The sequence below is a fragment of the Amycolatopsis mongoliensis genome (assembly GCF_030285665.1).
GTDB lineage: Bacteria > Actinomycetota > Actinomycetes > Mycobacteriales > Pseudonocardiaceae > Amycolatopsis > Amycolatopsis mongoliensis.
In genome coordinates, this window is the sequence record NZ_CP127295.1 from 8150146 (window position 1) to 8162779 (window position 12634).

The 12634-nt window shown below is 72.7% G+C and carries 12 protein-coding genes; 5 read left to right on the plus strand and 7 right to left on the minus strand.

All coding sequences use genetic code 11. From position 1 onward, the window contains the following. Nucleotides 1-13: 13 nt before the first annotated feature. The 3 genes from QRX60_RS39110 to QRX60_RS39120 form a co-directional block, all read right to left on the minus strand. Nucleotides 14-2014: a neutral/alkaline ceramidase gene (locus tag QRX60_RS39110; RefSeq protein WP_285996489.1), complete on the minus strand. Its 2001-nt coding sequence runs from the start codon at nt 2012-2014 to the stop codon at nt 14-16. A 151-nt stretch (nt 2015-2165) separates the two neighbouring features. Continuing rightward, on the minus strand, nt 2166-3191 hold the full coding sequence (locus QRX60_RS39115) for an LLM class F420-dependent oxidoreductase (protein ID WP_285996490.1): 1026 nt from the start codon (nt 3189-3191) through the stop codon (nt 2166-2168). Nucleotides 3192-3200: 9 nt separating this feature from the next. Then, nucleotides 3201-4127, minus strand: a complete 927-nt coding sequence (locus QRX60_RS39120) for an oxygenase MpaB family protein (RefSeq protein WP_285996491.1) — start codon at nt 4125-4127, stop codon at nt 3201-3203. A gap of 87 nt (nt 4128-4214) precedes the next feature. On the opposite strand from QRX60_RS39120, the gene QRX60_RS39125 reads away from it, so the two are divergent. The 5 genes from QRX60_RS39125 (at nt 4215) to QRX60_RS39145 (ending at nt 9005) form a co-directional block, all read left to right on the plus strand. Next, the gene (locus tag QRX60_RS39125) at nt 4215-4805 is read left to right on the plus strand and encodes a TetR/AcrR family transcriptional regulator (protein WP_285996492.1); all 591 of its coding nucleotides are present in this window, start codon (nt 4215-4217) and stop codon (nt 4803-4805) included. Nucleotides 4806-4860: 55 nt separating this feature from the next. Then, the gene (locus QRX60_RS39130; RefSeq protein WP_285996493.1) at nt 4861-5646 is read left to right on the plus strand and encodes an IclR family transcriptional regulator; all 786 of its coding nucleotides are present in this window, start codon (nt 4861-4863) and stop codon (nt 5644-5646) included. A gap of 95 nt (nt 5647-5741) precedes the next feature. Then, complete coding sequence (locus tag QRX60_RS39135; RefSeq protein ID WP_285996494.1) at nt 5742-7556, plus strand: glycosyl transferase; 1815 nt, start codon at nt 5742-5744, stop codon at nt 7554-7556. 17 nt (nt 7557-7573) lie between these two features. Continuing rightward, nucleotides 7574-8422: a DUF4397 domain-containing protein gene (locus tag QRX60_RS39140; protein WP_285996495.1), complete on the plus strand. Its 849-nt coding sequence runs from the start codon at nt 7574-7576 to the stop codon at nt 8420-8422. Beyond that, a complete protein-coding gene (locus tag QRX60_RS39145; protein WP_285996496.1) occupies nt 8412-9005 on the plus strand; it encodes a class F sortase in 594 nt (197 codons plus the stop codon). Before QRX60_RS39140 ends, QRX60_RS39145 begins: the two co-directional genes overlap by 11 nt. Here the strand turns inward: QRX60_RS39145 and QRX60_RS39150 are convergent. Genes QRX60_RS39150 through QRX60_RS39165 form a run of 4 tightly spaced genes read right to left on the minus strand, consistent with a single transcriptional unit; the run spans nt 9002 to nt 12609 of the window. Then, nucleotides 9002-10105 carry an LLM class flavin-dependent oxidoreductase gene (locus QRX60_RS39150; RefSeq protein WP_285996497.1) on the minus strand — a complete coding sequence of 368 codons (1104 nt, stop codon included), beginning with the start codon at nt 10103-10105 and terminating at the stop codon, nt 9002-9004. The two genes, QRX60_RS39145 and QRX60_RS39150, sit on opposite strands and share 4 nt — an antisense overlap. Next, nucleotides 10102-11118, minus strand: coding sequence for an ABC transporter substrate-binding protein (locus QRX60_RS39155; protein ID WP_285996498.1), 1017 nt, complete (start codon nt 11116-11118; stop codon nt 10102-10104). The genes QRX60_RS39150 and QRX60_RS39155 overlap by 4 nt, the downstream gene beginning before the upstream one ends. Next, the gene (locus QRX60_RS39160) at nt 11105-11806 is read right to left on the minus strand and encodes an ABC transporter ATP-binding protein (protein ID WP_285996499.1); all 702 of its coding nucleotides are present in this window, start codon (nt 11804-11806) and stop codon (nt 11105-11107) included. The genes QRX60_RS39155 and QRX60_RS39160 overlap by 14 nt, the downstream gene beginning before the upstream one ends. Continuing rightward, the gene (locus QRX60_RS39165; RefSeq protein WP_285996500.1) at nt 11791-12609 is read right to left on the minus strand and encodes an ABC transporter permease; all 819 of its coding nucleotides are present in this window, start codon (nt 12607-12609) and stop codon (nt 11791-11793) included. Before QRX60_RS39165 ends, QRX60_RS39160 begins: the two co-directional genes overlap by 16 nt. Between the last annotated feature and the right edge of the window lie 25 nt (nt 12610-12634).

Below are 12634 nucleotides of genomic sequence, written 5' to 3' on the forward strand. Positions count from 1 at the left end.
GGGTCCTTTCCGGTCAGGAGACGACGAAGGCGCGGGAGGTCCCGCTGAGCTGGGCGACGGCACCGGTGAGGCCGTGCTTCCACGCTCCGAAGTGGACGACGCGGTACTTGCCCACCGGGGTGTTCGCGGGGATGTCCCAGGTGACCTCGGCCCGCGACTCGCTCACGAACGTCCGCGTCCACCGGAACTTGGTGGCCCAGTCGCCGTCGTCGGCGTAGCGGACCCACCGGCCGTCCACGTACTGCTGGATCTCGAGGAACGTCCCGTCGCGGCGCGGGTCGTTCTTCGGGTGGCCGGTCACGAACGCGACCGAGACCTGTTCGCCGCGCCGGTAGCTGCTCTTCGCGTCGGTGACGACGTCGCCGAAGCTCTTCAGGAGCGGCGCGCTGTCGAACACGACGCCGGGCTGGAAGTTCACCAGCTTGCCGCGGAGGTCGCGCGGGACCGGCCCGTGCGGCACCGGCGTCCCCGCCTTCATCGCGGCGGCGAGCTTCCCGAACTCCTGCTGGTACGCGGGCAGTGTGTAGCGGCCGAAGAGCGTCGACGCGCCTTCGTACTGCTGCGAGTCGTACTCCTCCGGCGTCGTGACGTACTGGCTGTAGGCGTTGGAGTAGCCCTGCATGAGGACGTTCTCGAGCGGCACGCCCAGCGTCGAAGCGACGGTCTTCCGGATCCGCAGCCCGGCGACGATCGTGTACTCCGCGGGCCCGGCGACCAGGTGCAGCTGCCCGATCCGGACGATCTGCAGCGGCAGCACCTCCGGCGCCCACGGGTAGGGCTGCATCGCCCCGAACGGCACGGCGACGACTTTCGGCGCCTGCGCGTCGGCCAGGGCCTGCGGGATCGGCGCGTCGATGCCGCCGAGCCAGTCGATGAAGGGGTTCTTGACGCCTTCGGGCAGCGGCAGGCCGGGCCCGTCTTCGGTGCTGCCGGCCAGCATCGAGACCCCGATCGCGGCGGTGCACGTCCGATGGGCGCGCCCGTCCGGGGTGAACCGCGGGTCGACGTCGACGGCGGACATGTCCACGTAGGTCATCCGGTGGTCGACGCCGCCGGTGATCGGTTCGTCCGCCGCGTCGAACGCGCGTTTCGCCGCCTGGAACTGGAGTTCACCGATGCGCCGGGTGTTCTCGAACTCCGTCTCGGACGTGCCCGGCCGCAGGTTCAGGTTCGGCGTCATGTCGCCGGAGTTGGTCTGGGCGAACGCGGCGACGAACCCGGGCGGGCCGTCGAGGTAGCGGACCCCGGCGTGGTCGTGCTCCCACGCGTAGGCGGCGTAGCCCTTGTTGTCACTGCTGATCAGGTGGTTGCCGTTGCTCATCGACGTGCCGTGCGTGGCGAACCAGGTGATCGCGCCGACGTCCCGGCCGCCCTGGCGGAACCGCAGCACGGTCACCGCGGGGTCGATCGAGAGCGGGAAGTGGTCCTTGTCGGGGTTGAGCTCGAAGGCGACCCTCGACCGGTTCGCGCTCGCCTCGGTCAGTTCGGTGCGGCCGAGGGTCAGTTCACCCGGCTTCAGGTTGTCGTGGGCCCGGCCGATCGCGTCCACGATCCCGGCGACGACGGCGTCGTAGGTCTGCTGCTGGAACCCGAGGATCGACAGGTCGTAGGCGGCGTAGTGCGAGTCGCCGCCGCACGCGGAATGCGTGTGGGTGGCGTTGAGCAGGACGTTCTGGTCGGTGTAGCGGTCGCCGTACCTCCCGGCCAGCTCGCGCAGGACGCCTTGGTGGACGGACTGGAACAGCGCGCCCAGCTCGGCGGTGACGAAGACGATCCGGTGCGTCCCGTCGTCGACGAGGTAGGCGCGGGCCCGGGTGCGCAGGTGGATGCCGGCGGTCTGCTGCTGCGGCATGGAGTAGCCCATCATGCCGTTCTCGGCGGCAGGCCCGGTGACGTCGCCGATCCCGACGCCGACCCGCAGCCCCGGTTCGGCGGCCTCGGCGGTTCCCGCCAGGGCGGCGGCGAGCGGGAGCGCGGTGGCTCCGGCCAGGACGGTACGACGACTGACCCGCATACGGTCTCCCGACTAACGTGAACGACTTTCGCGTTAATCGGGGACCGTACGTGAGCCCCGCCACCCCGGCAACCCGACAAAAGTGCCGCCACGAAAGCCGTGAAGGCCTCCTCACCGGCCATAAGAGCCGGGAAGGAGGCCTTCACGGCTTTCAGCCCAGCGCGTCGGCGATCTTCGTCAGCGTCGCCGCGTCACCCCGCAGGAGCAGCTGCGTCACGACCGTCTCCTCCCAGGCCTGCAGCTCGTCCCGGATCTTCGCGGCCGGCCCGATCAGCGACGTGTCCTCCACGAGCGACGTCGGGATCGCCGCGGTCGCCTCGTCCTTGCGGCCCGCCAGGTACAGCTCCTGCACCTTGTCCGCCACGTCCTCGTAGCCGAGCCGGGCGAAGACGTCGTGGTGGAAGTTGACGCTCTTCGCGCCCATCCCGCCGATGTAGAGCGCCAGCGACGGCTTGATCCAGCTCGCGGCCTCCTCGACGTCGTCGTGCACGATCACCGGGATCGAGCAGGGCACCTCGAACGTGTCGAAGGTGCGGCGGGCGCCTTCCCTGGCGAACCCTTCCTCCAGCGCCGCCTTGTAGAAGGCGTTGCTCTTCGGGGAGAAGAACAGCGGCAGCCAGCCGTCGCCGATCTCGGCGGAGAGGGCGACGTTCTTCGGGCCCTCCGCGGCCAGGAGGATCGGGATCTCCTTGCGCAGCGGGTGCACCGTCGGCTTCAGCGGCTTGCCGAGCCCGGTGCCGCCCTTCAGCGGCAGCTGGAAGTGCTGGCCGTCGAGGGTCACCGGCGCCTCGCGGGCGATCACCTGCCGGACGATGTCGACGTACTCCCGCGTCCGGGCGAGCGGCTTCGGGTACGGCTGGCCGTACCAGCCCTCGACGACCTGCGGGCCGGACGCGCCGAGCCCGAGCACCATCCGGCCGCCGGAGAGGTGGTCGAGCGTCAGCGCGCTCATCGCCGTCGCCGTCGGGGTGCGCGCCGCCATCTGCACGATGTTCGTGCCGAGCCGGATCCGGCTGGTGGAGGAGCCGTACCAGGCCAGCGGGGTGAACGCGTCCGAGCCGTACGCCTCCGCCGTCCACACCGAGTCGAAGCCGAGCTCCTCGGCCTTGAGCACCGCTTCCAGCGCACCCGGTGTCGGGCCACTGCCCCAGTACCCGACGTGGAATCCCAGCTTCACGAATGCCTCCTAGACGTTCGGCGCGTAGTGCTCGGGCTTGCCCCGCTCCGACAGCGGCGGCAGGTTCCTGGGTGGAGTCTCGACCAAGGCGGCGTCCGGAGCCACCTCGCCGCGCACCCGCCGCCAGCCCGCCCGCGCCCGCGGGTGGTAGCGGCGATCGTGCGGGACCAGCTTGAACACGGCGTTGACCAGCTTCCCCACCCGCCGGTGCCGCCGCGCGTCGCGCTCGGACCAGCGGAGGCCGAGCAGGTCCCGGATCTCGCGGTCGTACAGCCCGGTCGTCAGCCAGACGAAGTTCTTCGCGACCAGCGCGCTCACCGGCCGCCAGAGCGGGTCCGGCAGCCACGGCAGGAACGGCGGCTTGGCGATCCCGCGCAGGTCGAGGACGTCGCGCGTGGCCTTGTTGTCCTCCAGCACCTCGGCGCACATGTGCTTCCAGTACCGCTGGAAGTCCTCCCAGCTCTCCGGCACCGGCCGCATCGTCATGTCGTACATCCGCCACCAGGTGACGTGCTCGTCGAACAGCCGCCGCTTCTCCGCCTCCCCGATCCCGCCCATGAAGTGGTCGGCGATGAGGATCGTGCTGACGAAGAACGTCGAGTGCGCCCAGTAGTAGGTGTCCGGGTCGAGCGCGTGGTAGCGACGTCCTTGCGCGTCGACGCCTTTGATGCGGTCGTGGTAGCCGCGCACCTCGAGGGCCGTCCGGTGGGCGCGCGGGCCGTCGTAGACGACCCCGCCGATCGGGTAGAGCGAGCGGAACAGCCGCTGCCAGCGCTCCTCGAAGAACCGCGAGTGCTGCTCGACGCCGGCGCCGAGACCCGGGTGCATGTTCTGCATCGACCCGGCCCACAGCGCGATGAGCAGGCCGCGCCAGTCACCGAAGTACTTCCACGTGAGCGAGTCGGGGCCCAGGGGCCGGGGTGCTTCCCTGCTCATCGGCGGCTCTCCTCGTCGAGTCGGAACTGACTACGGCTGTTGTCAGGCTAGGATCTGACAACACATGTAGTCAACCGAGGAGCGATCATGCCGGGCCGCACGTGGGCGGGCACGACCCTGGACGACCGGAAGGCGCTGCGGCGCGGGCAGCTCGTCTCGGCGGGACTGGAGCTGCTCGGCACCGAGGGCTCGGCCGGGACGAGCGTGCGCGCGGTGTGCCGGCACGCGAAGCTCACCGAGCGCTACTTCTACGAGAGCTTCGCCGACCGGGAAGAGCTCGTCGCGGCCGTTTACGAGCACGTCGGCGAGCAGGCCCGGCAGGCACTGGTCGACGCCGTCCGGGACGCGCCGAACCCCACGCTGCGGGCCGAGCACGCCGTGCGCGCGTTCGTCGAGCTGATCGTCGACGACCCCCGCAAGGGCCGGGTCCTGCTGCTCGCGCCCCTGACCGACCCGGCCCTGACCCGCCGGGGCCTGCACCTGCTGCCGGTGTTCGCCGCGCTCGTCGGCGAGCAGCTGTCCCACGGCGACGAGACCGAGCGCCAGATGGTCGCCGTCGGGCTGGTGGGCGCGCTGAGCAACGTCTTCATCGCCTACCTCGACGGCTCGCTGAAGGTCTCGCGCGAACGGCTCGTCGCCCACTGCGTCAAGCTCGTGCTGGGCGCCGACGACCACTGACCTCACCTCCACCGACCTGGTGACAGTGGCGGGGAAGATCGGGCACACTCAACCCATGCGTACCGCTGGGCGGAACGACGGCGCGAGTGGCGACGGTCTCGTCGCGGCCCGGCTCGCCGCGCTGCTGGAAGCCTTCCGGCCGGGCGACGAGGCCCTCGGCGTCTCGGAGCTGGCCCGCCGGACCGGGCTGGCGAAGACGACCGTCCACCGGCTGGCCGGCCACCTCGCCGACACCGGACTGCTCACCCGCGAGAACGGCTCGGTGCGGCTCGGGCTGCGGCTGTTCGAAATCGGCCAACTGGCCTCGCCCCGCCGCGGGCTGGTCGAAGCGGCCCGGCCGTACCTCGCCGACCTCCGCGAAGCGACGCGCAACACCGTCCACCTCGCCATCCTCGAAGGCACCGAAGTCGTCTACCTCGACGTGCTGCGCGGACCGGACGCGCCGACGCTGCCGTCGCGCATCGGCGGCCGGTTCCCCGCGCACGCCACCGGGGTCGGCAAGGCGATCCTGGCGTTTTCTCCGGAATCCGTGGTGGACCAGGTGATCGACGCCGGATTACCCCGCATGAGCCCGAAGACGATCACCGCCCCCGGGCTGCTGCGCCGGCAGCTCACCCGGGTGCGAGAGGACGGGATCGCGCTGGAGCGCGAAGAATCCGGCGTCGGCGTCGTGTGCGCGGCCAGCCCCCTGCTCGACTCCCGCGGTGTCGCCGTCGCCGCGGTCTCCATCTCCGGCTGGGCCAACCGGATGCGCACCGAACGGGTCGCCCCCGCCGTCCGCACGGTCGCACTCGCGTTGACCCGGACACTCTCCGGATCCACTCGGGACGGTCGGAAATAATCTTGCGGGACAAGGCTTTTCGGATCTCTAGGCCGTCCGGCTGACATAACCGTCCCGAGCTGGACGGGTGATCGGGAGGGGCTACGATCCGTCGGATGGCCCAGCACAGCTGGGGGACGACGTTCTCGGGCCGCTCCCCCGCGACCCTTTCCGAGCCGGCGTCCGGTCACCGGTTGCTGTCACTCGACATCGTGCTCGCGCTGCTGGCCCTCACGGGCGGCCTGCGGGTGCTCTACCTCGCGGCCCCGTCCCCGGCGCTGCCCGCCGAAGCCGCGAACGTCGCCCACGCCTACGCGCTCGGCCACCTGACACCGTTCACCGACGCGGGTGGTGCCGGGGTCAGCCCGTTCGGCTGGTGGCAGCTCTCGGCCTACACGATGGTCTCGGACGCGTTCGGCCGCTCGGCCACGGCGCTGGCGGCGGTCCGCGAGACGATGCTCGTCGCCGCGGTGGCCGGTGCCGTCCTGCTGTGGGTCCTGGCGCGCCGTCTCGGTCTGACGCGGTGGGCGTCGGCGGCCGCGGTGCTGCTGCTCGCGGCGTCCCCGCTGGCGCTGGGCCTGCAGCGGCTGGTCGTCGTCGAGCACCTGGCGGTGGTGTGGGCCCTGGGCGCGCTGGTGCTGCTCACCCGGCCCGACGCCCGGATCCGGCACGACGTCCTGGCCGCGGGGTGCCTGCTGGTGGCGGTGCTCACCTCGCCGCTCGCACTGTTCTTCCTGCCCGCGGCCGGCTGGCTGCTGGTGCGGCGCGCGCCCGTGCGGGCCGCGCTGGTGGCGGTGCTGCTCAACCTCGGGCTGGGCATCGCGTTCGGCCCGGCGGCCGGGATCCTCCGCCCGCACCTCGCGACCGCGGGCCGTCCGTCGGCCGCCGACTGGGTCGCGCTCGACCCGGCGTGGGCGGTGCTCTCGACCGTCGCGCTGGTGGCCGCGCTGGCCGTGACGTCCCTGCGGCCGTTCGCGGTGTCCGGCCTGCTGCTCGCCGCCACCCTGGCCGTCCCGGGCGTGCCGCACACCGCCGTGCTCGCCCTCCTGCTGCCGGTGACCCCGCTGCTGCTGGCCGGGGTCGTGCAGGCCGTGACCCGGCAGCGCACCCCGGCCCACCGCTGGGAGGCGGGCCGCCGGCGCGGGACCGGCGCCGCGCTCGCCGCCGCCGTCGTCGTGGCGGTGGTCGCCGCCGGCTGGGTGTACGGCTACCCGGCCCTGCGGCCCTCGACCGATCGGGGCGGGCCCCTGTCCGACGCGCAGGAATGGGTGCAGGCCAACGCTTCCGGCTCCCGCGTGCTCGTGGACGACGCCGCCTGGGCCGAGCTCGCCAAGGCCGGCTGGCCGACCGGCATGCTCGTCGCGCCCGCCGCGTGCGCGGTCACCTGCCCGCCCGCCGAGTGGGCCGTCTTCACCGCCGATGCGACCGGCCTCCGCCACCGCTATCCGGCCCTCGAAGCCGCCTTCGAGGACGCCGGCGCCGCAGCGGTGTTCGGCACCGGCGATCGCCGGGTCACCGTTTCGCGCCTCGGCCTGCCCCCGGCCGACCCGGCCGCGGGTTCGGAGTCGTCGGCGCGTGCGCACGCCGGCGAGGCCCTCCAGGCGTCGACCCGCATCACCTTCACCCCGGACGCCGCCGCCGTGCTCCGCGCGGGCCGCGCCGACCCCCGGCTGATCGCGACGATCGCCGCGCTCGCGGCCCTGCAGCCGGTCCGGGTCGCGGCGTTCCCCGAAGTCCCCGGCGAAGACCCGGCCGGGCAACCACGCCGCCGCGTCCTGCTGACCGGCGGCGAAGACGGCGCGGCCGCGTTCTACACCGGCCAGCGCGACCTGTTCCGCCCCGCGTCGGTCGTCCGGACCGGCGGCGGCGTGCTCGTCACCTACCCGCTGTTCGCGCCCCCGGGACTGCTCATCCCGTTCTCCTCCCGCTGACCGTGAAAGGCCCTCCGATGCGCACTCTCCCCCAGCTGCTGCTCAGACCCGGCGGGCTGACCGCCGCAGCCCTCCTGCTCGTCGCGCTGACGCCGGTGACGGCCGAAGCGGCGACCGCTCCCGGCCCGGGCGTCGGCTGGATCCGGGTCGGTCACCTCTCCCCCAAGGTGCCGCCGGTGGACATCTCCTTCGCGCCGTTCGGCCAGGCCGAGAAAGTGGTCATCCGCAAGGCCGGCTACGGCGCGGTCACCCCGTACTCCTCGCTCGACCCCGGCAAGTACACGCTCTCGATGCGGCCCGCCGACGCCCCGGCCGGTACCCCGCCGGCGCTGTCGGCGACGATCGAGGTCGCCGAGCGCAGCGCCTACTCGCTGCTGGTCTTCGCGAACGGCCCGGACGGCACGCTCAACGGCGACCTGGTCACCGACGACCTCTCCGCGCCCGCCGCCGGCAAGGGCCGGGTCCGGGTCGTCGAAGGGTCGGCGGCGATCGCGCCGGTCAGCGTCGCGGGCCCGACGGGGGTGTCGATCACCAAGGACGCGACCTACGGCCAGACGTCGTCCTATGTGGACGTTCCGGAAGGGCGCTGGCCGCTGCAGCTCACCGGGGGCACGGTGCAGTCCACCGCCGAGGTCGACGTCAGGGCCGGGACATCGACGACGCTGTTGATCACCGAGAACTCCGGTGCGCTCAAGGCGACCCCGATCTCCGACGGCGCGTCGCTGCCCGAACCGCCGAAGCTCGGCGTCGAAACCGGCGGCGGCGGTACGGCACCGCCGTCCGGCGTGCCGCTCTGGCCGGCGGTCGCAGCGGTCGCCCTGCTGGCCGCGCTCGTGGCCGGACGCCGGTTCGTCCGTGCGCGCTGACCTCGGCGCGCTGCTCGTCGCGGTCCTGGTGGCCGCGGGCTGCTCGGCGGCTCCGGCGCGGCCCGCGGCTCCGCCCCCGTCGCCGGTCTCGACGAGGCCGGTCGCCGGCGGGCCGCTGCCGCTGCCCGCCGCCGACGTCCGTCCGGTACGGCTGCGGATCCCGGCCATCGGCGTGGATGCGCCCGCGCTCGTCCCGCTCGGGCTGGACGCCGGCCACCAGCTCGAAGCACCCGCGCGGTTCGAAGACGTCGGCTGGTACGCCGCCGGCCCGGTGCCGGGAGATCCCGGGCCGGCGGTGCTCGCCGCGCACGTCGACTCCCGGTCCGGGCCGGCCCCGTTCTTCCGGCTGCGCGACCTGCGCGACGGCGACCAAGTGTTCGTCGCGCGCTCCGACGGCCAGGAGACCCGGTTCGTCGTGGACACCGTCCAGCGCTACCCGAAGAACGCCTTCCCGACCGACGCGGTGTACGGGCCCGCGCCGGGCAGCGCACTCCGGCTCATCACCTGCGGCGGCAGCTTCGACCCGGCGAAACGGTCCTATCGCGACAACATCGTCGTCTACGCCTCGACCCGCTGGGGTTAGAACTCCTTGATCAGGCCGCGGCGGGCCAGCTCGGGCCGGACGCCGTCGCCGAACCAGTACGCCTCCTCCAGGTGCGGGTAGCCCGACAGCACGAACTCGGTGACGCCGATCGAGTGGTACTCCTCGATCAGGTCCGCGACCTCGCGGTGACTGCCCACCAGCGCGGTGCCCGCGCCGCCGCGCACCAGGCCCACGCCGGCCCACAGGTTCGGGTGGATCTCCAGCCCGCGGACGCCGCCGCCGGTGCGGCCGCCGTGCAGGGCGACCATCCGCTGCTGCCCGACCGACTCGCTCGCCGCGAGCTGCGCCTGCGCCTTGGCGACCTGCTCCGGGCTCAGCGCGTCGAGGAGTTTCTGCGCCTCCGCCCACGCTTCGGCCGACGTGTCGCGCGAGATCGTGTGCAGCCGGACGCCGAACCGGACGGGCCGGTCGCCGGCCAGCTCGCGGACCTTGCCGATCTTCTCCGCCACCTGCGCGGGCGGCTCGCCCCAGGTCAGGTAGACGTCGGCGTGCCGCGCCGCGACCGGCAGGGCGGCCGGCGACGACCCGCCGAAGTAGATCGGCGGCACCGGGTCCGGCGCGGCCAGCGTCGTCGCGCCTTCGACCCGCAGGTGCTCGCCTTCGAAGGTGAACGGCTGCCCGGACCAGACGCCGCGGACGATGGTGAGGAATTCGTCCGTGCGCGCGTACCGGGCGTCGTGGTCGTGCCAGTCGCCGAAGCGCCGTTGCTCCACGGCGTCGCCGCCGGTGACGATGTTGAGCAGCACGCGGCCGCCCGACAGGCGCTGGAAGGTGCCGGCCATCTGCGCGGCGAGCGTCGGCGAGATGACGCCGGGGCGGAACGCGACCAGGAACTTCAGCCGGGTCGTCTCGCGGATCAGCGCGGCCGTGGTCAGCCACGCGTCCTCGCACCACGTGCCGGTCGGGGTCAGGACACCTTCGAAACCCTGCCGCTCGGCGGCGCGGGCGACCTGGGCGAGGTAGTCCAGGTCGGGTTCGCGCTGGGCCGACGGGCCTGGGGACCGGTTGGCGTGGAACCGTTCCACGATCGTGCGGCCGTCGCCGCTGGTGGGCAGGAACCAGTGCAGCCTGATGCTCATCCGTTGCTCCTCGCCTGGTCCAGGTCGGAGGCGAACCGCCGGTCGGCGAACGCGGCGAAGTCCACCTTGCCCGGCAGAGTCTTCTCGTCGGTGAAGGCGTCCGCGAGCTGTTGCTCGGACCGCACGACCGAGTCGTCCAGCGCGATCGGCTGGTCGCGGCCCGCGTCCACGGCCTTCCGGGCCACTTCGAGCTTGAGCCCGGTTTCCCTGGCCCAGGCCGCCGCCCACTCCGGGCGGTGGGTGTCGGCCCACTTCTGGGCCTTGACCACCCGGACCACGAGGTCGCGGATCGCCGCGTTCTTGCCGGGGTCGGCCAGTGCCGTGGTGCTCGCGGTTTCGAAGGCCAGGCCGTTGGACGCGCCCCGGCCGTCGGCGAGCACCCGGGCCTTGGCCTCGATCTGGGCCTGCGCGGTGTAGGGGTCCCAGATCGCCCACGCGTCGATCGTGTGCTGGGTGAACGCCGCGTAGGCCTCGGCCGGCTGCAGGAAGCTCACCTTGATGTCCTTGGTGGACAGCCCGTTGTTGTGCAGTGTGTTCAGCAGCTGGCCGTGCGCGGAGCTGCCCTTCGCGACCCCGACCGTCTTGCCTTTGAGCGAAGCGACGTCGATCAGCGGCGAATCCGGCGGGACGAGGATGGTCTCCCGCTCGACGTTGCTGCGCGCGACGCTGACGACCGCGATCTTGGCCTTCGCCGCGGCCGCGAAGATCGGCGGTGTGTTGCCGACGCGGCCGATGTCGATCGCGCCTGCCGAGGCCGCTTCGAGCAGCGGTGGCCCCGAGGTGAACGTGGACCATTCGATCCTGTACGGCGTGCCCTCGAGCAGGTTCGCCGCGGTGAGCAGCGCCTTCACGCCGCCCTTCTGGTCGCCGACCTTGAGCGTCACCTTCGCCAGGTCGGCCGCGCTCACCGGACCCGGCACGGCGGCCGGTCCCGGGTCCGAGCCCGTCGCCGAGCCGCACCCGGCCAGCAGGAAGGCCGCCGCGACGACCGCGATTCCGTTACGCCACTGCATCTTCGGTCACTCCCAGGTCCGCCAGCACGCGCCGGCGGAGGTCGTCGTGGTCGGCTTCGCGCGGCCGGTGCTCGGCCACGATCCGGCCGCCGTCGAGCACCAGGACCCGGCCGGCGAGCCGCAGGGCCTCGTCGACGTCGTGGGTCACCAGCAGCACACCCGGCCGGTGGCGCTGCCAGAGGTCCTGGACCAGCCCGTGCATCGCGATGCGCGTGAGCGCGTCGAGCGCCCCGAACGGCTCGTCCAGCAGCAGCAGGCCGGGCTCGCGCACCAGGGCGCGGGCCAGCGACACGCGCTGGGCTTCGCCGCCGGACAACGTGAGCGGCCAGTCGTCGGCGTGGTCGGCCAAGTGGACCTCGCCGAGCGCCTTCTCGGCCAGCGCGCGGTTGCGGGACTTCGAGACGCCGTCCTGGCGCAGGCCGAGGACCACGTTGCGCCAGACCTTCCGCCACGGCAGCAGCCGGGGCTGCTGGAAGGCGACGGAGACGGTGCCGGTGACGTCCGCGCGGCCGTCCACGTCGTCGTCGAGGCCGGCAAGCACGCGCAGGAGCGTCGACTTGCCTGAGCCGCTGCGGCCGAGCAGGGCGACGAACTCGCCGCGCTCGACGGTCACGTCCAGTCCACTGAGGATGGTCCGCTCGCCGAAGCGCTTGGTGAGGTTCCGGACCTCGGCTACCGGGTTCGCCACCGCAGCACCTTCCGTTCGAGCAGCCGGACCAGTGCGTCGGTGACCAGGCCGAGCAGGGCGTACAGGACGAGGCCGACGACCACGACGTCGGTGCGCAGGAACTCGCGTGCGTTGGTGATGAGGTAGCCGACGCCCGCGTCCGCGTTGACCGTCTCGCCGACGATCAGCGCCAGCCAGGCGAGGCCGAGCGACTGCCGGAGCCCGACGAGCGCCTGCGGCAGCGCGCCGGGGAGGACGACGTGCCAAAGCCGTTCCGCGCGGCTGAATCCCAGAGCCCGCGAGGCTTCGACGAGATTCGGGTCGGCACTGTGGATTCCCGAGTGGACGTTCAGGTAGAGCGGGAAGGCCACACCGAGCGCGACCAGCACGATCTTGGTTTCCTCGCCGATGCCGAACCAGAGGATGAACAACGGGATCAGGCCGAGGAACGGCAGCGTGCGCAGCATCTGCACGGGCGGGTCGACCAGCGCTTCGCCCCAGCGGGAAAGCCCGGAGACGATGCCCAGCAGCACGCCGACGACGGCGCCGATCGCGAACCCGGCGCCGACGCGGCCGAGCGACACCGCGAACGCAGTCCCGAGTTCGCCGCTGCGCGCGACTTCGACGCCGGCCTGCACCACCGTCCACGGTGAACTGAGCTTGTCGGGCGGCAGGACACCGGTGGCACTGGCGATCTGCCAGGCGGCGACGAGCACCACCGGGCTGATCCAGCGCCGCAGGTCGAGGCGGCGCACGGTCCGGCGCGGCGGCTCCTCGGCGCGTTTCCGGGCGCGCGGAAGCACGCCCGTGGTGGAAATCGACACGGATTTCTCCCGGGGACGGGGATGT